20 protein-coding genes are annotated in these 19,390 nt (G+C 69.4%); 7 read left to right on the forward strand and 13 right to left on the reverse strand.

The genetic code is table 11. From position 1 onward, the window contains the following. Positions 1-35 precede the first annotated feature (35 nt). From CK240_RS13580 to CK240_RS13605, 6 genes are all read left to right on the forward strand, one after another. Complete coding sequence (locus tag CK240_RS13580; protein WP_095640936.1) at positions 36-1,667, forward strand: MFS transporter; 1,632 nt, start codon at positions 36-38, stop codon at positions 1,665-1,667. Next, positions 1,664-2,152 carry a GNAT family N-acetyltransferase gene (locus CK240_RS13585; protein WP_095640881.1) on the forward strand — a complete coding sequence of 163 codons (489 nt, stop codon included), beginning with the start codon at positions 1,664-1,666 and terminating at the stop codon, positions 2,150-2,152. Before CK240_RS13580 ends, CK240_RS13585 begins: the two co-directional genes overlap by 4 nt. Beyond that, positions 2,149-3,087: an ABC transporter permease gene (locus CK240_RS13590; protein WP_095640882.1), complete on the forward strand. Its 939-nt coding sequence runs from the start codon at positions 2,149-2,151 to the stop codon at positions 3,085-3,087. The genes CK240_RS13585 and CK240_RS13590 overlap by 4 nt, the downstream gene beginning before the upstream one ends. Next, complete coding sequence (locus CK240_RS13595) at positions 3,084-3,914, forward strand: ABC transporter permease (protein WP_420818629.1); 831 nt, start codon at positions 3,084-3,086, stop codon at positions 3,912-3,914. The genes CK240_RS13590 and CK240_RS13595 overlap by 4 nt, the downstream gene beginning before the upstream one ends. After that, positions 3,911-5,476: an ABC transporter ATP-binding protein gene (locus tag CK240_RS13600; protein ID WP_095640884.1), complete on the forward strand. Its 1,566-nt coding sequence runs from the start codon at positions 3,911-3,913 to the stop codon at positions 5,474-5,476. Before CK240_RS13595 ends, CK240_RS13600 begins: the two co-directional genes overlap by 4 nt. Before the next feature lie 67 nt (positions 5,477-5,543). Continuing rightward, positions 5,544-5,882, forward strand: coding sequence for a TFIIB-type zinc ribbon-containing protein (locus tag CK240_RS13605; protein WP_095640885.1), 339 nt, complete (start codon positions 5,544-5,546; stop codon positions 5,880-5,882). Between the two features lie 129 nt (positions 5,883-6,011). On the opposite strand, the gene CK240_RS13610 is transcribed toward CK240_RS13605, so the two are convergent. Continuing rightward, on the reverse strand, positions 6,012-6,980 hold the full coding sequence (locus tag CK240_RS13610; protein WP_095640937.1) for an L-malyl-CoA/beta-methylmalyl-CoA lyase: 969 nt from the start codon (positions 6,978-6,980) through the stop codon (positions 6,012-6,014). 167 nt (positions 6,981-7,147) lie between these two features. Between CK240_RS13610 and CK240_RS13615 the strand changes: the two genes are divergently transcribed. Then, on the forward strand, positions 7,148-8,008 hold the full coding sequence (locus CK240_RS13615) for a D-amino-acid transaminase (protein WP_095640886.1): 861 nt from the start codon (positions 7,148-7,150) through the stop codon (positions 8,006-8,008). A 118-nt stretch (positions 8,009-8,126) separates the two neighbouring features. Here CK240_RS13615 and CK240_RS13620 read toward each other — a convergent pair whose 3' ends face one another. The 12 genes from CK240_RS13620 to CK240_RS13675 all read right to left on the reverse strand — a co-directional run bounded on the left by CK240_RS13620 (position 8,127) and on the right by CK240_RS13675 (position 19,292). Beyond that, positions 8,127-8,996, reverse strand: coding sequence for a calcium-binding protein (locus tag CK240_RS13620; protein ID WP_095640887.1), 870 nt, complete (start codon positions 8,994-8,996; stop codon positions 8,127-8,129). Positions 8,997-9,021: 25 nt separating this feature from the next. Continuing rightward, positions 9,022-9,798, reverse strand: coding sequence for an amino acid ABC transporter ATP-binding protein (locus CK240_RS13625; RefSeq protein ID WP_095640888.1), 777 nt, complete (start codon positions 9,796-9,798; stop codon positions 9,022-9,024). A 10-nt stretch (positions 9,799-9,808) separates the two neighbouring features. Further along, positions 9,809-11,266: an amino acid ABC transporter permease gene (locus tag CK240_RS13630; RefSeq protein WP_095640889.1), complete on the reverse strand. Its 1,458-nt coding sequence runs from the start codon at positions 11,264-11,266 to the stop codon at positions 9,809-9,811. Position 11,267: 1 nt separating this feature from the next. Beyond that, positions 11,268-12,527 (reverse strand): amino acid ABC transporter permease, encoded by a 1,260-nt coding sequence (locus tag CK240_RS13635; protein WP_095640890.1) that lies wholly within the window; start codon positions 12,525-12,527, stop codon positions 11,268-11,270. 118 nt (positions 12,528-12,645) lie between these two features. After that, on the reverse strand, positions 12,646-13,671 hold the full coding sequence (locus CK240_RS13640; protein WP_095640891.1) for an amino acid ABC transporter substrate-binding protein: 1,026 nt from the start codon (positions 13,669-13,671) through the stop codon (positions 12,646-12,648). 129 nt (positions 13,672-13,800) lie between these two features. After that, positions 13,801-14,550, reverse strand: a complete 750-nt coding sequence (locus tag CK240_RS13645) for an ATP12 family chaperone protein (RefSeq protein ID WP_095640892.1) — start codon at positions 14,548-14,550, stop codon at positions 13,801-13,803. Beyond that, on the reverse strand, positions 14,547-15,203 hold the full coding sequence (locus tag CK240_RS13650; RefSeq protein WP_095640893.1) for an HAD-IA family hydrolase: 657 nt from the start codon (positions 15,201-15,203) through the stop codon (positions 14,547-14,549). Before CK240_RS13650 ends, CK240_RS13645 begins: the two co-directional genes overlap by 4 nt. Beyond that, positions 15,200-16,237 (reverse strand): RluA family pseudouridine synthase, encoded by a 1,038-nt coding sequence (locus CK240_RS13655; RefSeq protein ID WP_095640894.1) that lies wholly within the window; start codon positions 16,235-16,237, stop codon positions 15,200-15,202. The genes CK240_RS13650 and CK240_RS13655 overlap by 4 nt, the downstream gene beginning before the upstream one ends. Continuing rightward, positions 16,234-16,599 (reverse strand): fluoride efflux transporter CrcB, encoded by a 366-nt coding sequence (gene crcB / locus CK240_RS13660; RefSeq protein ID WP_095640895.1) that lies wholly within the window; start codon positions 16,597-16,599, stop codon positions 16,234-16,236. Before crcB ends, CK240_RS13655 begins: the two co-directional genes overlap by 4 nt. Positions 16,600-16,630: 31 nt before the next feature. Further along, positions 16,631-17,956 (reverse strand): replication-associated recombination protein A, encoded by a 1,326-nt coding sequence (locus CK240_RS13665; RefSeq protein WP_095640896.1) that lies wholly within the window; start codon positions 17,954-17,956, stop codon positions 16,631-16,633. Between the two features lie 57 nt (positions 17,957-18,013). Further along, entirely contained in the window at positions 18,014-18,607 is a 594-nt protein-coding gene (locus CK240_RS13670) for an acyl-homoserine-lactone synthase (RefSeq protein ID WP_095640897.1), read from the reverse strand. 73 nt (positions 18,608-18,680) lie between these two features. After that, a complete protein-coding gene (locus CK240_RS13675; RefSeq protein WP_095640898.1) occupies positions 18,681-19,292 on the reverse strand; it encodes an autoinducer binding domain-containing protein in 612 nt (203 codons plus the stop codon). Positions 19,293-19,390 lie beyond the last annotated feature (98 nt).

Genomic DNA, 19,390 nt, shown 5'->3' on the forward strand with positions numbered 1-19,390 from the left:
TTGCCCTTCCCGCCGGGACCGCTAGTCTGGCGCGGATGTCGCGCCCGTCCGCCCTTGCCCCGTTCCGCCACAAGGCGTTCCGCACCCTTTGGGCGGCGACGCTGGTGTCGAACTTCGGCGGGCTGGTGCAGGCCGTGGGTGCGGCCTGGATGATGACGCAGCTGACCGACAGCGCGACGCTGGTGGCGCTGGTGCAGGCCTCGAACACGCTGCCGATCATGCTGTTCGCCCTGCTGTCGGGCGCGCTGGCCGACATCTTCGAACGCAAGCGGCTTTTGCTGATCGCCTTGGGCGTCATGGCCAGCGTGTCGCTGTTTCTGGCGGTGGTGGCGGGCTACGGCTGGCTCGATCCCTACAGCCTGCTGGCGCTGACCTTCCTGATCGGGATGGGACAGGCGCTGTACAACCCGCCCTGGCAGGCCAGCATGGGCGACCTGGTCCCGCGCGAGGACCTGCCGGCGGCGGTCACGCTGAACTCGGTCGGCTTCAACCTGATGCGCTCGGTCGGCCCGGCGGCGGGCGGGCTGATCGTTGCGGGCTATGGCGCGGCCGCGGCCTTTGCCGTCAACGCCTTCAGCTACGTCCCGCTGATCTTCGCGCTGACCCGCTGGAAGCCGCCCGCCCGCAAGCGCGACGTCCCGCCCGAGCCGCTGGCCCCCGCCGTCGCCGCGGGCCTGCGCTATGTCGCGCTGTCGCCGAACCTGATGCGCGTGCTGGCGCGCGGCGCGCTGTTCGGCCTTTCGGCGGTCGCCGTGCTGGCCCTGCTGCCCCTGATCGCGACCGAGCACCCCGAAAGCGGCTCGCTGACGCTGGGCCTGCTGCTGGGCTGCTACGGCCTGGGCGCGATCCTCGGTGCCGCCGCCAACGGCCGCATCCGCGAGCGGATGAACAACGAGAACGTCGTGCGGGTCGCCTTCATGGGCTTCGCGGCCTCGTGCCTGGTCCTTTCGACCAGCGACAACGTCTTCGTACAGGGGCTGGCGTTGCTGCCCGCCGGGGCCTCGTGGGTGCTGGCGCTTTCGCTGTTCAACGTGACCGTGCAGCTGTCCACGCCGCGCTGGGTCGTGGCGCGCGCGCTGGCGCTTTACCAGACCGCGACCTTCGGGGGGATGGCGGCGGGAAGCTGGCTCTGGGGAATGGTGGCCGACCTGCAGGGGCTGGACGCGGCGCTGGTCTGCGCGGCGGGCCTGCTGATCCTCGGCGCCGTGATCGGCCACTGGTTCAGCCAGCCCGAGTTCGGCAAGCTCGATCTCGACCCCGTGGGCCGGTTCCGCGCGCCCGAACTGGCGCTGGACCTGCGCGGCCGGTCGGGGCCGATCATGGTGATGGTGGATTATGTCATCGACATCGGGGACACGCCCGAGTTCCTGCGCCTGATGGCCCGCCGCCGCGCCAGCCGCCGCCGCAACGGGGCGCGCAACTGGGCGCTGCTGCGCGATCTGGAAAACCCCCGGCACTGGTCGGAAAGCTACCACATCGCCACCTGGGACGAATATGTGCGCCACAACCTGCGCGGCACCCGCGCGGATGACGAGGTGATCCTGGCCCTGCGCGCCCTGCATCGCGGCGACGGCAATCCCGAGGTCCACCGCATGATCGAGCGGCACAGCGTCAGCCCACAGGACGACCTGCCCCTGATCGGCAAGATCGAGGTGCCGGGGTCATGAGCGCGACGATCCGCCCTGCCCGCTTCCCCGACGACCTCGGCGCCGTGCGGGCGCTGTTCGTGGAATACATCGAGGGGCTGGGCCTGGACCTGACCCATCAGGACGTGGACGGCGAACTCGCCGCCCTGCCCGGCAGCTACGTCCCGCCCCGGGGGGCCTTCCTTCTGGCCGAGCTGGAGGGCCGGCCTGTCGGCATCGGCGCCCTGCGCCCCCTGCCCGACGGCAGCGCCGAGCTGAAGCGGATGTATCTCCGCCCCGGAGCGCGGGGCCTGGGGCTGGGCCGGCGCATGGCCGAGGCGTTGATCGGCGCGGCGCGGGTGGCGGGCTGCGGGCTCGTCCGCCTGGACAGCCAGCGCGACTTCACCGCGGCGCTGGCGCTCTATCGCGACCTCGGCTTCGTGGAAACCGCCCGCTACAACGACAATCCCCTGCCCGGCGCGCTGTTCATGGCGCTGGCGCTGTCGCCCCGGGGCGTTCCCGGATGAGGATGCTGGCGCGGCGGCTCGCCCTGCTGGCGCTGGCGCTGGTTGTCGCCTCGGCGGTGATCTTCGCGGTGGTGGACCTCGTTCCGGGCGATCCGGCGGTGTTCGTGCTGGGCACCGGCGCGCGGCCCGACACGTTGGCCGCCCTGCGCCAGCAGCTGGGTCTGGACCTGCCCTGGCCCACCCGCTACGCGCGCTGGCTGGGCGGCGTCCTGACGGGCGATCTGGGCACGAGCCTTGCCTACAAGGCGCCGGTGGCGGGCATGATCCTCGACCGGGTGCAGGTTTCGCTGCCGCTGGCCCTGATGGCGCTGGGGCTGGCGGTCGCGGTGGCGCTGCCGGTGGGGATGCTGGCCGCCTCGCGCCGTGGCCGCCCGGCGGATGCGCTGGCGATGGGCGCCGCGCAGGTGGGCATCGCGCTGCCGAACTTCTGGTTCGCCATGCTTCTGGTGCTGGTCTTCGCCGTGAAGCTGCGCTGGCTTCCGGCCGGGGGCTTTCCCGGCTGGTCCGACCCCTTGGCGGCCCTGCGCGCCCTGGTCCTGCCCGCCGTGGCGCTGGCGCTGCCGCAGGCCGCGATCCTCGCCCGCGTGCTGCGATCCGCGCTGATCGAGACGCTGGGCCAGGATTATATCCGCAGCGCCCGCGCCAAGGGCCTGAGCCGGGCGCAGGTCCTGCGCCGCCATGCCTTGCGGAACGCGCTGATCCCGGTGCTGACGATCCTGGGAATGCAGTTCTCGTTCCTGCTGGCGGGCGCGATCATCATCGAGAATGTCTTCTACCTGCCGGGCCTCGGCCGGCTGATCTTCCAGGCGATCAGCCAGCGCGACCTCGTGGTCGTCCAGTCGGCGGTGCTGGTGCTGGTCGCAGCCGTGATCCTTGTCACCTTTCTGGTGGACCTGGCCTATGCCGCCGTGGACCCGAGGCTGAGGGGCCGATGATCCCGGGGCGTCATCGCATGGGACTGGTCGCGGGCGCGGCGCTGGGAGCGATCGCGCTGGCGATGGCGCTGGTGTCGCTGGTCTGGACGCCCTTCGACGTGACGGGGGTGGATGTGGCGAACCGCCTGCTGCCCCCCGGCGGCGCCCATCCCCTGGGCACCGACCACCTGGGCCGCGACCTGCTGTCGATGGTGATGATCGGGGCGCGGACCTCGCTGTCGGTGGCGCTGCTGGCGGTCGGGATCGGCGCGGCCGTGGGCGTTCCGCTGGGGCTGGCGGCGGCCGCCTCGCGCGGGGGGTGGCTCGACGAGGCGATCATGCGTGCGGGCGACCTGGTCTTCGCCTTTCCCGCGCTGGTGACGGCGATCCTGATCACGGCGGCGCTGGGACCCTCGGCCGCCAACGCGATGCTGGCCATCGGGATCTTCAACATCCCGGTCTTCGCCCGCGTGACCCGGGCGGGCGCGCTGCCGCTGTGGACGCTGGACTACATCCGCGCGGCCGAGATTTCGGGCAAGGGCCCGGCCCGCATCAGCGCCGAACATATCCTGCCCAACGTGGCCAGCCTTCTGATCGTGCAGGGCACGATCCAGTTCGCCCTGGGCATCCTGGCCGAGGCCGGGCTGTCCTACGTGGGCCTGGGCGCGCAGCCCCCCACGCCAAGCTGGGGCCGGATGCTGGCCGACGCGCAGACAATGGTGACGCTGGCGCCCCATGTGGCGGTCGTGCCGGGGCTGGCGATCGTGCTGACGGTGCTTGGGCTGAACCTGCTGGGCGACGGCCTGCGCGACGCGCTGGACCCCCGGCTCAAGGCGCGGCTGACATGATCGCGCTGAAGGATCTGTCCATCACCATCGCCAGTCGGCAGGTGGTGTGCGGCGTGTCCCTGCCGCTTGAGCCGGGCAAGGTCACCGCGCTTGTGGGCGAAAGCGGCTCGGGCAAGTCGATGACGGCGCTGGCGGCCATCGGCCTTCTGCCCGAGGGCGCGCGCGCCAGCGGCCGGGTGGACCTGGACGGGCAGAACCTGCTGGACCTTCCCGAGCGCGCCATGGACGCCCTGCGGGGCCGCCGCATGGGCATGATCTTCCAGGAGCCCATGACCGCGCTGAATCCGCTGATGACCATCGGCGACCAAGTGGCCGAGGGCCTGCGCCGCCACCGCGGCCTTGGCCGGGCGCAGGCGCTGGTCCGCGCGCGCGAACGTCTGGACCGCGTCGGCCTGCCTGCCGCGCGCTTCCCGCTGGGGCTTTACCCGCACCAGCTGTCGGGCGGCCAGCGCCAGCGCGTGGCCATCGCCATGGCCATCGCGGATGCCCCCGACCTGCTGATCGCGGACGAGCCCACGACCGCGCTGGACGTGACCACCCAGGCCCAGATCCTGGACCTGCTGCGCGGGCTCGTGCGGGACGAGGGCATGGCGCTGTGGCTCATCACCCATGACCTCGCGGTGGTCTCGGGCGTGGCAGACCACGTGGCCGTCATGCAGCAAGGCCGCATCGTCGAGGCGGGGGCCACGGCGCAGGTCTTCCGCACCCAGGCCCATCCCTATACCCGCGCCTTGTTCGCCGCCGCCCGCCATGTTCCGGCGCCTTCGGGCGGGACGGCGGGCGGCGGACCCCTGCTGCGGGTCGAAGGGGCGGTGCGCGAATACCGCCTGCCCCGCCCGGCGCTCTTTGCCCGCCGTCCGGTCCTGCGGGCGGTGGACGGGGTCAGCCTGGACGTGGGCATCGGGGAATCGGTCGGGCTGGTGGGCGAATCCGGCTGCGGGAAATCGACGCTCGCCCGCGCGATCCTGGGGCTGGACGCCTTGCAGGGCGGCGCGATCCGCCTGGACGGCGCCGGGGTCGGCCCCCGGATGCCGAAGGCCCAGCGCGCGCAGGTGCAGGCGGTCTTCCAGGACCCCTTCGCCAGCTTCGACCCGCGCTGGCGGGTGGACCGCCTGGTGGCCGAGCCCTTCCACCTGACCGGCCGCCCCGCCGACTGGCGCGACCGCGTGGCCGAGGCCCTGGCCGAGGTCGAGATCGGCGCGGAGGCCATGTCGCGCCACATCCACGAGTTCTCGGGCGGCCAGCGCCAGCGCATCGCCATCGCCCGCGCGCTGATCATCCGCCCGCGCCTGATCCTTCTGGACGAGGCGGTCAGCGCGCTGGACGTGCAGGTGCGGGCGCGCATCTTGGACCTGCTGGCGCGGCTGCGCCGTCAGCACGGGCTCGCCTGGCTTTTCATCAGCCACGACCTGTCGGTGGTGCGCGCCATCACCGACCGCGTGCTGGTCATGGACGCGGGCCGCATCGTCGAGGAAGGCCCGACCGGGCGCATCCTGTCGCACCCCCTCCATCCCGTCACGCGGCGGCTTGTCGCCGCCGCGCCGATCCTGCCTCAGCTGTGACGCCGGGCACCCTTGCACCCCGGAACGGGCGCCCTACCTGTCAGGAGGCACAACAAGGGAGCGGCCAATGAAATGTCCGGTTGATGGCGAGACGCTGGTGATGGCGGACCGCAGCGGCGTCGAGATCGACTATTGCCCCAAATGCCGTGGCGTCTGGCTGGACCGGGGCGAGCTGGACAAGATCATCGACCGCGCCGGCGCGGCCCAGCAGCCGGCCCCGGCCGCCTTCGCCACGCCTGCCGCCGCGCCCACCGCCGCGCCCCACCTGCAGGGCCGTCCGCCGTTCGGGGACCAGGGCCGCGCCGATGACCGTTATCGCGACCGCCACGACGATGACGACGACTACCATCGCCACGGCAAGAAGAAGCGGCGCGAGTCCTTCCTGGGCGATCTGTTCGATTTCTGAAAAGGGCGGCGGTTCGGAAAAGCGGGGGCAGCCCCCGAAACAGAGACAGGCCCCGTAAGGGACGGGGCCTGTCGCTCCTCCCCCGGAAACGGCTGGCCTCCCCGCCGTGCCGTCCGGGTATGCGCTGTGTCAGCGGGTTGCCTCTGCCGCAATCAACTCTGCCTGACGCACGATCACTTGTGCCTGACGAATCGACGCGATGTCAACCAGTCTACCTTTGTATACCGCAGCGCCGGCGCCCGAGCGCTGAGCCTCGTCCATCGCGGCCAGGATTTCGCGCGCCTCGGCCACGGCCTTCTCGCCGGGCGAGAAGATCTCGTTGGCTAGGGCCACCTGGCTGGGATGGATCGCCCATTTGCCGACCATGCCCAGCGTGGCCGAGCGCAGCGCCTGGGCGCGGAAGCCTTCCTGGTCGCTGAAGTCGCCGAACGGACCGTCCACCGGCAGCACGCCATGCGTGCGGCAGGCCGCGACGATGGCCGCCTGCGCCCAGTGCCAGGGATCGGCCCAGTATTTCTGCCCCGCATGGGCCATGTAATAGTTTTCCTGCGTCCCGCCGATGCCGGTCGTGGCCATGCCCATGCTGGCGGCGAAGTCGGCCGCGCCCAGGCTCATCGCCTGCAGGCGGGGGCTGGCGGCGGCGATCTCCTCGACATGGCTGATGCCGGCGGCGCTTTCGATGATGACCTCGAAGGCGATGGGCTTGGTGCGCCCCTTGGCGCGTTCCACGGCCGTCACCAGCGCATCCACCGCGTAGATGTCGGCGGCGTTGCCGACCTTGGGGATCATGATCGAATCCAGCCGGTCCGAGGCCTGTTCCAGCAGATCCACCACGTCGCGGTACCAGAAGGGCGTGTCCAGCCCGTTGATTCGGACGGACAGCGTCTTGTTGCCCCACTCGACGTCGCCGATCGCCTGGATGACGTTCCGCCGCGCCTGCTCCTTGTCGTCGGGGGCGACCGAGTCCTCCAGATCAAGGTTGATCACGTCGGCGGCCGAACCTGCCATCTTCTCGAACAGCTGGGTGCGGGAACCGGGACCGAAAAGCTGGCAGCGGTTCAGCCGGGCGGGCGCAGGGGGTTGCAGGCGGAAGGACATGAGACCTCGGGCAAGGTTGTTGCGTCTGGCGGCGCCAAGTTGAAGGATCATTGCTGCGCTTGCAACCATGCTTTCTGCACCTGCATGTGGCCCATCCGGCGGACAGGCCATTGATCGGCCGCCTGCCTTGGCGCAAAACCCATGCGCGCCCTTTCCAGGAGAACCCCATGACCCGCATCGTCCATGTCAACGGCCGCTACCTGCCCGAGGACCAGGCCACCGTTTCGATCTTCGACCGGGGCTTCCTCATGGCCGACGGGGTCTACGAGGTCGTCAGCGTGCTGGATGGCCGGCTGCTGGACTTCGAGGGCCACATGAAGCGGCTGGCGCGCTCGCTGGACGAACTGGGCATGAGCCATCCCATGACCGACGAGGAATGGCTCGAGGCGCACCGCCGCCTGATCGCGGAAAACGACATCACCGACGGGCTGGTCTACCTGCAGGTCACGCGCGGCAACCCCGGCGACCGGGACTTCGCCTATCCGCCCAAGGACACGCCTCCGACCGTCGTGATGTTCACCCAGTCCAAGCCCGGCCTGGCCGAGAACCCGCAGGCGGACACGGGCCTGCGCGTCTGCACCCTGCCCGACCTGCGCTGGGCGCGGCGCGACATCAAGACGGTGCAGCTGCTCTATCCGTCCATGGCGAAGATGGAGGCCAAGGCGCGGGGCTGCGACGACGCCTGGATGGTCGAGGACGGCCATGTGACCGAGGGCACGTCCAACAACGCCTATATCGTCAAGGACGGCACTATCGTCACTCGCGCGCTGTCCGATGACATCCTGCACGGCATCACCCGCGCCGCCGTCCTGCGCCTGGCCGCCGAGGCGCAACTGGCCGTCGAGGAGCGCAATTTCACCGTTGAGGAAGCCAAGGCCGCGGACGAGGCCTTCGTCACCTCGGCCTCGGCCTTCGTGATGCCGGTCGTGGCCATCGACGAGGCGGCGGTGGGCACCGGCGCCCCCGGCCCCGTCGCGCGCCGCCTGCGCGAGATCTACCTGGACGAGATGCGCCGCACGGCCGTCTGACACGACAAGGGCCCGCCGATCCGGCGGGCCTTTTCCTCGGGGGCTCCGGGGATCGACCGGCGCGCGGGCGCCGTCGCCGGATCGAGGGCTGATGCAGTCTCGCCAGGGCGACTGCCTGTCACGACACCGTCGGACTGCTCTGGGCCACCAAGTCGATGTTGCCGACCTCATCCGCATCGGTGTCCTGAAGCACGGCCAGAAGCTCGCCGTTCACGAAAAGATGGGCGTCCGCGCCCGCCTGCAGGACCTCGACCTCGGGCGGGTTGTCGGCCGAGCCGACATAGTTCACCACGATCTCGTCGTCGCCGTTCCAATCCGCGATCCGCGCGGCGGATTCCAGCCTCGTGTCCATGACGAAGCGATCGGCGCCGTCGCCGCCATCGCCGGTGTCGCCCGCGCCCAGCGTCAGCTCGTCGTCCCCGTCGCCGCCATAAAGCACATCGACCACCGAGGGATCGCCCGAGCCGCCGTCATGGGCCGCCAGCGTGTCGTCCCCCTGCCCGCCGTGCAGCGTCACCTGCCCGCCCTCGGCGGTCAGCAGGTCCTCGCCTTCCTGGTCGTCGTCCGAATCGTCGCCCCAGACCTCGTGGTTGCCGTCCTGAACGGTGATGGTGTCGTCGCCGCTGCCGCCTTCGATCCAGTCGTCGCCCTCGTCGATGGGCGTGTCGGGCGGGCCGTAAACGTCATCGCCCGAGCCCAGGAAGATGCGGTCGTCGCCCGCGTCGGCGATGACCGAATCCTCGCCCGTCCCGGCATAGATCCAGTCGTCGCCCGCACGCCCGTCAATCGTGTCCTCGCCGCCGAAGCCGCGGATGATCTCGGCCGCGTCGGTGCCCGAGATCTCCTCGTCGGTGTCGTCCCCGTCGGTGACCGGCAGGTCGGGGATGTCCTCGCCTTCGTCGAATTCCTCGTCGTCGTCGCTGGAGAAAAGGCTGCCCAGCGCGGCGATCCCCAGCACCCCCAGCAACAGAAGATACATCTGGCTCATCCGGTCACCCCCTTTGTTCTGTCCCTCAATGCCCCAGAATCTGGCTGAGGAACAGCTTGGTACGATCGGACTTCGGATTGTTGAAGAACTCCTGTGGCGTATTCTCCTCGACGATCTGGCCCTGGTCCATGAAGATCACCCGGTGCGCGACGGCCTGGGCGAAGCCCATCTCGTGCGTGACGCAGATCATCGTCATGCCGCCTTCGGCCAGCTCGATCATGGTATCCAGGACCTCCTTGATCATCTCGGGGTCGAGCGCGCTGGTCGGCTCGTCGAAAAGCATGATCTTGGGCCTCATGCAGAGCGAGCGGGCGATGGCCACGCGCTGCTGCTGTCCACCGGAAAGCTGACCCGGATACTTGTGCGCCTGGTCGGGGATGCGGACCTCGCGCAGGAAATGCATCGCCGTTTCCTCGGCTTCGCGCCGGGGAATCTTCCGGACCCAGATCGGCGCCAGGGTGCAGTTCTCGAGCACGGTCAGGTGCGGGAACAGGTTGAAGTGCTGGAACACCATCCCGACCTCGGACCGGATCTTGTCGATGTTCTTGATGTCGTTGGTCAGCTCGATCCCGTCCACGGTGATGCGGCCGGACTGGTGCTCCTCAAGCTGGTTGATGCAGCGGATCAGCGTCGATTTCCCCGACCCCGAGGGGCCGGCGATCACGATCCGCTCGCCCCGCCGCACGGTCAGGTCGATGTCGCGCAGCACGTGGAAGGTGCCGTACCACTTGTTCAGCTTCTCGATCTGGACGGCAGTCTCGGTCCCGAAGGCCGGACGGGCCGCGTTCGCAGGTTCGGTCATGAGCAGCCCCTCAGCGATGGTCGGTCTTGAGCCGCCGTTCCAGGTACATGGCGTACCGGGACATGGCAAAGCACAGGATGAAGAAGATGGTTCCGGTGAAGATGTAGGGCTCCCAGTAGGCGCCCTTCCAGGCGAAGGTCGCGCGGATCGTGTCGGCCATCTGCTTCAGCGGATCGAAGAGGCCCACGAAGGTGACCAGCGTGGTGTCCTTGAAGACGCCGATGAAGGTGCCGACGATGCCGGGAATGGAAATCTTCAGCGCCTGCGGCAGGATGATCAGCCGCTGCGCCTGCCAGTAGGTCAGCCCCAGCGAATCCGCGCCCTCGTACTGCCCGCGCGGCAGGGCGGCGAGGCCGCCGCGGATCACCTCGGCCATGTAGGCGGCGGCGAACAGCGTCACCATGATGATGACCCGCAGGATGATGTCGAAGTTGGTGCCCGGCGGCAGGAAGTAGTTCAGCAGGATCGAGGCCACGAAGAGCAGCGTGATCAGCGGCACGCCGCGGATGAACTCGATGAACATGACGGCCAGCGTCCGCACCACCGGCAGGTTCGACTGCCGCGCGAGCGCGAGGATGATGCCCAGCGGCAGCGACATGACGATGCCCGAGACGCCGATGGTCAGCGCCAGCAGGAAGCCCCCGAAGGACCGCGATTCGACCGGCGCCAGCGCCAGCGGCATCAGCCCCTGCAGGTCGGCCGCCACGCGCGGGCCCAGCGCCGCCCACCACCAGACGGCCGCCGCGACGCCCAGGGCAAGCCCCAGCAGCCCCGCGCCGAACCGTGCGCCCAGCCGCCAGATCGCCAGTGCCAGCGCGAAGCCCGCCAGCACCGCGACCGGCCCCCAGAACGAGCCGCCCCACAGCATCCAGACCGCGAGAAAGGGGTAAAGGACGCTGAAGGCCAGAGCCCGGCGCGGCGCGTATTCGATCAGCGCCGCCAGCGCCACGAATCCCGCGCCGACGGCCAGCAGCGCGCGGCCGGGCGCGCCCAGCGCCACGCAGGCGGCGAAGCTGGCGACCGCGCTGACCGCCAAGACCGTCCAGCGCAGCCGGCGGCTTTCGGAAAACAGGATGGGCGCCACCGCGAACATCATCAGCCCGAAGACGGCGGTGGGACGCCAGTAATGCTCGGCCGGGTAGAAGCCGAAGATGAACTGGTTCCAGCGCTCGCGGATGATGGCGAAGCAGGCGCCGCCCGCGCCCTGGCCATAGCGCTCGGCGATGATCTGGCGGCATTCGCCGATGCTGGACGCGTTCCAGACCGCATGGCCGAACCAGGGCCACAGATGCGACACGAGCGCCCAAAGCGCGGCCAGCCCGGCCAGCGTCAGCAGGATGTTCAAAGGCCCCGAGAACAGGTTCTCGCGCAGCCACAGCACCGCCCCCGACTGCCGGGCGGGCGGGGCCGCGGAGGGCAGCATGGTGTCGCGGACAAAGGGCACGGTTTCGGCGTGGACCTCGCTCATCTCAGCGCTCCTTCAGCCGGACACGGGAATTGTAGAGGTTCATGGCCGCCGACACGATCAGGCTGATGGCAAGGTAGATCCCCATCATCAGGATCATCGATTCCATCTCCCGGCCCGTCTGGTTCAGCGTCGTGCCGCCCAGCGTCGCCCGCAGGTCGGGATAACCGACGGCGATGGCCAGCGAACTGTTCTTGGTCAGGTTCAGAAACTGCGAGATCAGCGGCGGGATGATCACCCGCAGCGCCTGCGGCAGCACCACCAGCGCCATGATGGGGCGCGGGCGCAGGCCCAGGGCGGCGGCCGCCTCGGTCTGGCCGCGGCTGACGGACAGGATGCCGGCGCGCACGATCTCGGCGATGAAGGCGCCGGTGTAAAGCGACAGCGCCAGCAGCAGCACCACGAAGCCGTTGTCGAGGTTCAAGCCCCCCGCGAAGTTGAAGCCCCGCAGCTCGGGCGTGACGAGGTGGATGCCGAACAGCCGGCTCAGCCCCAGGATGGGCAGCAGGAACAGCAGAAGGGATATCCACCAGGTCACCGGCCGCCGTCCCGTGGTGTCCTGCCGGTACTGCGCCCAGGCGCGCAGCCAGCGATGGATCAGCCAGGCGGCCAGCAGCGCCACGGCGAAGGCCACAACCATCGCATCGACCTGCAGCCCCAGCACCGAGACGGGGCCGGGATCGCGTTCCGCCACGACGGCGGGGATGGCAGTGTAACGGTTCGTGGGGGCGATGGTCCCGAACAGGATCATCTGCGCGCCGGCGGCCCCGTCCGCAGCCGGGCGATAGTCGCGGGGCGCGGGCATCACCTCGGTGAACAGCGCCAGGATCACCAGGATCCACAGCAGCAGGGGCACGTTGCGGAAAACCTCGACATAGACCGTCATCAGCTTTGCCACGAGCCAGTTGCGCGACAACCGCAGCACGCCCGCGAGGACGCCCAGGATCGTGGCGAACAGGCAGCCCAGCGCGGACACCAGCAGCGTGTTCAGCAGCCCCACCATCGCCGCGCGCAGGTGGGTCGAGTTCGAATCGTAGGGGATCAGGCTGAAGGGGATGTCATAGCCCGACCGGTTGAACAGGAAGCCGAAGTCGAAGGTCTTGCCCATGCGGGCGAGGTTCTGGACCGTGTTGTTCACCAGCCAGGCGGCAAGCGACATCACGAGAATGAACACCAGCGCCTGGATCAGCAGGGCGCGGTAATGGCGGTCGTGGATCAGCATGGACAGCCGGAAGGGCTGCCCTGCCCCGGAGGCAGGCGCCATGAGCAAGTTTCTCCCAGTTGGGCCGGGCGGATCTTCTGTCCACCTCGGCCGGGCTGTGTCGTTCAGCCGGAACGAAGCGCCCCGCCGCGCATGTCAGCGGGGCAGGGCGTCAGGGTTTTCAGCGGAACGGCATGGCGTACATCAGGCCGCCCTGGGTCCACAGCGCGTTCAGCCCGCGCGGCAGCCCGATGGGCGTCTGCTCGCCGATGTTGGCGGCGAAGATCTCGCCGTAGTTGCCCGAGGCGGCGATGGCGCGCTTGGCCCATTCCTTGTCCAGCCCCAGCATGGTGCCGTAGTCGTCGATCGTGCCCAGCATCCGCTGCACGTCCGGGTTGGTGGACGAACGCGACAGCTCGTCCAGATTGGCCGAGGTCACGCCGTACTCCTCGGCCGAGACCAGCGCGTAAAGCGTCCAGCGGACGATGTCGGTCCAGTTGTTGTCGCCGTGGCGGGTGGCCGGCCCGAGCGGTTCCTTGGAAATGATCTCGGGCAGGATGACGTGGTTGTCGGGATCGGCGAAGGCCGCGCGCGTCGCCGCCAGGCCCGAGGCGTCGGTCGTGTAGGCGTCGCAGGCGCCCGCCATGTACTGCTGCTCGCCTTCGGCGTTCGAATCGATGTTGACCGGCTGGTAGGTCATGTTGTTGGCCTTGAACCAGTCGGCCAGATTCAGTTCCGTCGAGGTGCCGGTCTGGATGCAGATGGTCGCGCCGTCCAGTTCGGTGGCCGAGCTGACGCCCAGGTCCTTGCGGACCATGAAGCCCTGCCCGTCGTAGTAGTTGACGCCTGCGAAATCCATCTTGAGGTCGGTGTCGCGCTGGAAGGTCCAGGTCGAGTTGCGCGCCAGCACGTCCACCTCGCCCGAGGTCAGCGCGGTGAAGCGCGTCTGCCCGGTGGTGGGGATGTATTTCACCTTGGAGGGATCGCCCAGCACGGCGGCGGCGACCGCCTTGCAGATGGCGATGTCGAAGCCCGACCAGTTGCCGTTCGCATCCGGCGCGGCAAAGCCGACAAGGCCGGTGTTCACGCCGCAGTTCAGCACGCCGCGCTGCTTGACCTGCGCGAGGGTGTCGCCCTCGGCCGCAAGCGCCACGCCCGCGGTCAGCGCCGAAGCCGCCACAGTGGCCAGGAAAGCCGTATAACGCATGAAAGTCCTCTCTGCTGTCGGCCGGATCTGCGCCCGGCGCGGTTCCGCGGGTCCGCCCCCGGCCCGGCCTTGAGGCCGCACCCTGGCGCGCCCCGCCTGACCCTCATACTGCCGCTCGGATCGCGCCCGTCAAGCGTCTGGCTCGGCCGCGGCTTCGGACACCACGTCCGGCGACGACAGCAGCGCCAGCAGCCGCGCGGCGTTGCGCAGCGCCTGCAGGCGGTCGCCGGCGGCGATGTCGGCTTCCTCGTCGCGGCCCCAGATCTCGGCCTGATGCTCCTCGTCGATGCGCGACAGGCGATGCGCGGCCTCGGCGTCCAGCCGCCCTTCCAGCACGGCAAGCCCCAGCACCAGCGATCCCGAGAGCGTCACGAGGTCATGCAGCGCGGTCAGCTGCCAAGGCGTGAGCTCCGCGAGCCGCGCGCGCAGCCGCGCCAGCGCCTCCCGGTCCTGCGTGACCGGGATCACCCCCTGCGTGACCCGCAGGTCCGCGCCCAGATCGTCCCGCGCCCAGTCCAGCCAGGGGTTCCAGCCCTCGGCCTGGCGCACCACCAGCTCGACCGGATGCTCGGCGCGATAGCACAGCAGGTCGGTACCGCCGTAGTCGGCCAGCATGTCGGCCACGGCGTCGAACTGCGGCGCGACCCGCTCGATGGCCGAGTTCGCGGCCCGCGTCAGCGGCATCGCGCCGGGGTCGATCGCATCCGTCTGCGCGTCCCATTCGGCCGCCACGGCCTGCGCCAGCGCGCGGGTCGGCAGCACGAGGGGCAGCTTGCCGGGCGTACGGACGGGGCGGCCGTCCAGACGGACCTCATAGCCGCCCTCGACATCTGCGACCTCGGCCCGGGTCCAGAACCGCCGCGCCTTCCATTCGCTCATGCTGCCCACTCCTCGATCAGTTCCGAAAGCTCGGGAAAGTCGCGGGCGACGGCCCGCGCCCCTGCCGCGGTCAGCTCCTCGGCCGGGTGATGGCCCCAGGCGACGCCGAAGGCCGCGATGCCGGCATTCCCCGCCATGAGGATATCGAAGCTGGTGTCGCCGATCATCACCGCGCGGTCCGCCTGCGCCCCGCTGTCGTTCAGGCAGGACAGGATCATCCCCGGCGCGGGCTTGGACGGATGCCCGTCGGCGCAATGGGTTGCGGTGAAATAGCCCTGAAGGTCATGGGCCTCCAGCAGCGCCTCAAGCCCCTTGCGCGACTTGCCCGTGGCGACCGCCATCAACAGGTCGTCCCTTGCGGCCAGCCGGTCAAGGCAGCCCCGGGCGCCGGGAAACAGAGGCGATTCGGCCTCGGCCCGCGCCGAGGAGTAATGCGTCCGGTAGCCTTCCACGACCGCGGCATGGACCGCCTCGTCATGGCCGGGCAGCAGCGTCCGCACCGCCACCGGCAGCGACAGGCCCACGATGCCGCTGACCGTCCGGTCCGGCAGGGGGGCCAGGCCCACGGCGGCCATGCCGGCGGCCATCGAATCCATGATCATCGCGTGGCTGTCCACCAGCGTGCCGTCGATGTCCCAGATGACGAGCTTCATTCTTCCTCGAACGGGTCTGCGGGCACGTCGCGTTCCGACCAGCCCAGGGTCTTCCAGGTCCGCGCCATGTGCTCGGGCAAAGGCGCGGTCAGGGTGATGCGCTTGCCCGTGATCGGATGGTCGAAGCTGATCGAGCGCGCGTGCAGGTGCAGCTTGCGGCTGATCTCTCCGCCCAGCTGCGCGCCCCAGCCGTCGCCCAGGTTCTCCTGCCCCGAGCCCCCATACTTGCCGTCGCCGATGATCGGGTGGCCGAGTTCGGCCATATGCGCCCGCAACTGGTGCGTCCGCCCGGTGACGGGCACCAGCGCGGCCCAGCTGACGCGGGTGCCGAGGCTGTCGAGCACGGCGTAATCGGTGGTGGCGCGCTTGGCGCCCTCGGTCTGGTCCACCTTGGCGGGGTGGACGCAGATCATCTTCTCGCCCTCTCCACCGCGCCCGTGGCCCGGCGCCTTGACCAGCCCGAAGCGGACCGTGCCCATCCTGGGCGAAGGCACGCCCGCGACGGCGGCCCAGTAGATCTTGCGGGTGGTGCGGGCGCGGAAGGCTTCCGACAGGCGCCGCGCCACCCGGTCGGTGCGCGCCAGCAGCAACACGCCCGAGGTGTCCTTGTCCAGCCGGTGCACCAGCTTCGGCTTTTCCTTGTAGCCGAACATCAGCGCGGGCGTCAGGCCGTCCACGTGACGCTCGCCCTGCCCCGAGCCGCCCTGCGACGGCAGGCCCGGCGGCTTGTTGATCGCGATGATATGCTCGTCCTTCCACAGGACGGCGGCCTGGATCATCTCGGCATCGGTTTCCCGCAGGCGCGGCGCGGCGGGCGCGGGGGCCGCGTCGGGCAGGGGCGGCACGCGGACCTCCTGCCCAGGCTCGATGCGGGTGGCGGGCTTGACGCGCCCCGCATCGACGCGGATCTGGCCGGTGCGGCACAGCTTCTCGATGGCGATTTGGTTCAGCTGGGGAAAGCGCTTCTTCAGCCAGCGGTCCAGCCGCTGCTCGCCCTCGTCCTCACCCACGCGAAGGATCTGCACGCCGCTCATGCCGGACGCCCCATGGAAAGCCCGGCCGTCAGGGCGGCAAGCGACAGGATGACGCTGGCGCCGACATAAAGGGCCGCCACGGCCCCCTGCCCCTTCTGCCACAGCGCGACGGCATCCAGCGAGAAGGCCGAGAAGGTGGTGAAGCCCCCCAGCACCCCCGTCATCAGCAGGGGCGCCCACCCGCTGTCGCGCCCCAGGGCCGCCACCAGCAGGCCCATCAGCAACGAGCCCGCGACATTCACCGCCAGCGTCGCCCAGGGAAAGACGGGCCCGAACAGCCGTGCCGCGCCCAAGTTCACGCCATAGCGCGCCGAGGCGCCGAGGGCGCCGCCCAGCGCCACCTGAATTACCGGATTCATCATCCCGCTGACCTGTAGGCGCGCCCGCGCAAAGTCAACCGCCGCGCCGCGCGCGCTGGCTCACGAACCAGTCGAGCCGCTTCTTGAGTTCCCGCTCGAACCCGCGTTCGACCGGCGTGTAAAGGACGGGGCGCTTCATCCCTTCGGGAAAATAGTTCTGCCCCGAGAACCCGTCCTCGGCGTCGTGGTCATAGGCATAGCCCGCGCCATAGCCCTGGTCCTTCATCAGCCGGGTCGGCGCGTTCAGGATATGGGCGGGCGGCATCAGGCTGCCGGTCTTCTTCGCCTCGGCGCGCGCGGCCTTGTAGGCGGCGTAGCCCGCGTTCGATTTCGGCGCGAGCGCGAGATAGATCACCGCCTGCGCCAGCGCGAGTTCGCCCTCGGGCGAGCCCAGCCGTTCATAAAGCGCCCAGGCATCCAGGCAATGCCGCTGCGCCGCGGGATCGGCCAGCCCGATGTCCTCGACCGCCATGCGGGTGATGCGGCGGGCGAGATAGCGCGGGTCCTCGCCCCCTTCCAGCATCCGCGCCAGCCAGTAGAGCGCGGCGTCCGGATCCGAGCCGCGGACGGATTTGTGCAGCGCCGAGATCAGGTTGTAATGCTCGTCGCCGGACTTGTCGTAGATCGCGGCCCGCCGCATCAGGCGGCGCGAAAGTTCATCAAGGCCGAGGGGGCGGTCCACCTTCCAGGCCATGACCTGCTCGATCAGGTTCAGCGCGGCGCGGCCGTCTCCGTCGGCCATCGACAGCAGCGCCTCGCGCGCTTCGCCGGTCAGCGGCAGGGCGCGGCCCATCTCGCGCTCGGCCCGCTGGGCAAGCCGTTCAAGATCGGCAAGCTCGAGCCGCTTCAGCACGATCACCTGCGCGCGGGACAGAAGTGCGGCGTTCAGTTCGAAGGACGGGTTCTCGGTCGTGGCCCCGACCAGAAGGATGGTGCCGTCCTCCATATGGGGCAGGAAGCTGTCCTGCTGCGCCTTGTTGAAGCGGTGGATCTCGTCCACGAACAGCAGCGTCCCCTGCCCCTGACGGAAACGCAGCTTCGCGCTGTCGAAGACCTTCCGCAGTTCGGGCACGCCGGAAAAGATCGCGGAAATCTGGACAAAGGCGCGGTCGGTCTGGTCGGCCAGAAGCCGCGCGATGGTGGTCTTGCCGACGCCCGGCGGCCCCCACAGGATCAGCGACGACAGGCTGCCTGCCGCCAGCATCGCCCCCAGGGGGCCGTCCGGCCCCAGCACCTCGCCCTGCCCGATGACATCCGCCAGACGGCCTGGACGGATGCGGTCGGCCAGGGGCCGGTGCGCCGAGGGCGCGGCGCCGGGCCTGGGTTCGTCGGGCACAAGACTGTCGAAAAGATCGGCCATGGCGGGCAGATTACGCTGCCCGCCATGCGGTGGGTATCCCCCACCTTTGCCGGGGCATCAGTGCATCTTCGGAACGAGGTTGATCGAAACGCACTGGTTCTCTTCGCCCTCGATCAGCATGACGCGGCCGATGGCCTCGGCATCAAGTCCGCAGCGCCCGTACCACCGCGGCCATGTCGCCCCCGTCAGGGCGATCAGGCGCGTGGCGCCAAGCTCGCGCGCCGTCCTGGTCATGGCGCCCGCCATGGCCATGTGGACCTTGCGGCGGATCGCCATGGGCGTCGAGTGGTTGACGAAGACGCGGGTGCATTCCCAGACCTGCGGATCGACAGGAGCCTCGCCATACAGCAGGTCCTGCGGGATCGTGCCGCCCAGGACGCCGCGCTGGGCGTCGCGGATCATGTAGGAATAGATCCCGCACTGCGCCGTGGTGGGCGTCAGGCGGAAGCCGCCCAGCACCTCGTGGGCGCCGTCGTGAACCGCGACCCAGCGGCTGGCGGGAGTGTCGTACTGGTCAAACTCCATCCCGTCCGCCTGCGGCAGGTCCCAGTTCTTCTGGATGATGAAGCTCTGGCGACGGGCCCGGAACAGGTTGGCGAACAGTTCGCCGTGGTTGTGAAGATTGCTGAAGGAAAGCGTGGTGGTCTGCATGGTCTTCTCCGTGGGTTGAGGAATTTGGCCCCCCGGAGCGACCGCGGTTGGAGTTTGTGACGGGCGAACGGTCCTATAGCAGTCGGTAATCCTTGGCTCGTTGCAGCGCCTCGGCCGTTGTCTTGGCCATCAGCCGTTCGCGGGCCGAGATCAGACGGGCCTTGAACGCACTTTCGGTGATGCCGAGCTTGGCAGCGGCTGCCGCATGACGATCGCCCTCCGCGATACATCGAAGGGCCTCTTGCTGAGCCTTCGTCAGGCTCTCCGGCGGCTCGGTGATGTCGTGGAGCCGTCGTACCATCGTCGAGATCGTCTCGATCTCGTCATCCTTGAATTCGCGCGTGCCGTGGGCAAAGCTCGCGATGGTGCGCGACTTGATAGGCCCGCAGGACAGCGTCAGCCCGTAGATCAGCCCGTGGCTGGCAGCGTCCGCCAGGATGCCGAAGGGATCGGGGATGGGCATGGCCGACCAGCGGACCGCGCCCGTGGTCGAAAACCCCCAGGCGATCGTCGGATCCCGCAGCGCATAGGCGTTGCTGGAATAACGCTCCGCCCAGGTTTCCGGATAGGTCTGGAACTGCATGATGGGCGCAGCAAAGCGAATGTGCAGGCCGATGTAATAGCCCTTGGGCGCCAGCTTCTGCAGACGTGCCAAGGTCGCGGAAATTTCAGCTCTCGATGACATGTCTTTTTAGACAAATTGCAACCATTAAGGTCAACCAAGATTATATGGACGCCAGAGGTCCGTCTTGCCACGCACTACCATGGTCTTAATGAGCAATG

Origin of the sequence: Paracoccus salipaludis, assembly GCF_002287065.1 — a bacterium.
GTDB lineage: Bacteria > Pseudomonadota > Alphaproteobacteria > Rhodobacterales > Rhodobacteraceae > Paracoccus > Paracoccus salipaludis.

Coding starts and splice junctions, on each gene's coding strand:
- CK240_RS13580 (WP_095640936.1), top strand. CDS start 36: ATGTCGCGCCCGTCCGCCCTTGCCCCGTTCCGCCACAAGGCGTTCCGC.
- CK240_RS13585 (WP_095640881.1), top strand. CDS start 1,664: ATGAGCGCGACGATCCGCCCTGCCCGCTTCCCCGACGACCTCGGCGCC.
- CK240_RS13590 (WP_095640882.1), top strand. CDS start 2,149: ATGAGGATGCTGGCGCGGCGGCTCGCCCTGCTGGCGCTGGCGCTGGTT.
- CK240_RS13595 (WP_420818629.1), top strand. CDS start 3,084: ATGATCCCGGGGCGTCATCGCATGGGACTGGTCGCGGGCGCGGCGCTG.
- CK240_RS13600 (WP_095640884.1), top strand. CDS start 3,911: ATGATCGCGCTGAAGGATCTGTCCATCACCATCGCCAGTCGGCAGGTG.
- CK240_RS13605 (WP_095640885.1), top strand. CDS start 5,544: ATGAAATGTCCGGTTGATGGCGAGACGCTGGTGATGGCGGACCGCAGC.
- CK240_RS13610 (WP_095640937.1), bottom strand. CDS start 6,980: ATGTCCTTCCGCCTGCAACCCCCTGCGCCCGCCCGGCTGAACCGCTGC.
- CK240_RS13615 (WP_095640886.1), top strand. CDS start 7,148: ATGACCCGCATCGTCCATGTCAACGGCCGCTACCTGCCCGAGGACCAG.
- CK240_RS13620 (WP_095640887.1), bottom strand. CDS start 8,996: ATGAGCCAGATGTATCTTCTGTTGCTGGGGGTGCTGGGGATCGCCGCG.
- CK240_RS13625 (WP_095640888.1), bottom strand. CDS start 9,798: ATGACCGAACCTGCGAACGCGGCCCGTCCGGCCTTCGGGACCGAGACT.
- CK240_RS13630 (WP_095640889.1), bottom strand. CDS start 11,266: ATGAGCGAGGTCCACGCCGAAACCGTGCCCTTTGTCCGCGACACCATG.
- CK240_RS13635 (WP_095640890.1), bottom strand. CDS start 12,527: ATGGCGCCTGCCTCCGGGGCAGGGCAGCCCTTCCGGCTGTCCATGCTG.
- CK240_RS13640 (WP_095640891.1), bottom strand. CDS start 13,671: ATGCGTTATACGGCTTTCCTGGCCACTGTGGCGGCTTCGGCGCTGACC.
- CK240_RS13645 (WP_095640892.1), bottom strand. CDS start 14,550: ATGAGCGAATGGAAGGCGCGGCGGTTCTGGACCCGGGCCGAGGTCGCA.
- CK240_RS13650 (WP_095640893.1), bottom strand. CDS start 15,203: ATGAAGCTCGTCATCTGGGACATCGACGGCACGCTGGTGGACAGCCAC.
- CK240_RS13655 (WP_095640894.1), bottom strand. CDS start 16,237: ATGAGCGGCGTGCAGATCCTTCGCGTGGGTGAGGACGAGGGCGAGCAG.
- crcB (WP_095640895.1), bottom strand. CDS start 16,599: ATGATGAATCCGGTAATTCAGGTGGCGCTGGGCGGCGCCCTCGGCGCC.
- CK240_RS13665 (WP_095640896.1), bottom strand. CDS start 17,956: ATGGCCGATCTTTTCGACAGTCTTGTGCCCGACGAACCCAGGCCCGGC.
- CK240_RS13670 (WP_095640897.1), bottom strand. CDS start 18,607: ATGCAGACCACCACGCTTTCCTTCAGCAATCTTCACAACCACGGCGAA.
- CK240_RS13675 (WP_095640898.1), bottom strand. CDS start 19,292: ATGTCATCGAGAGCTGAAATTTCCGCGACCTTGGCACGTCTGCAGAAG.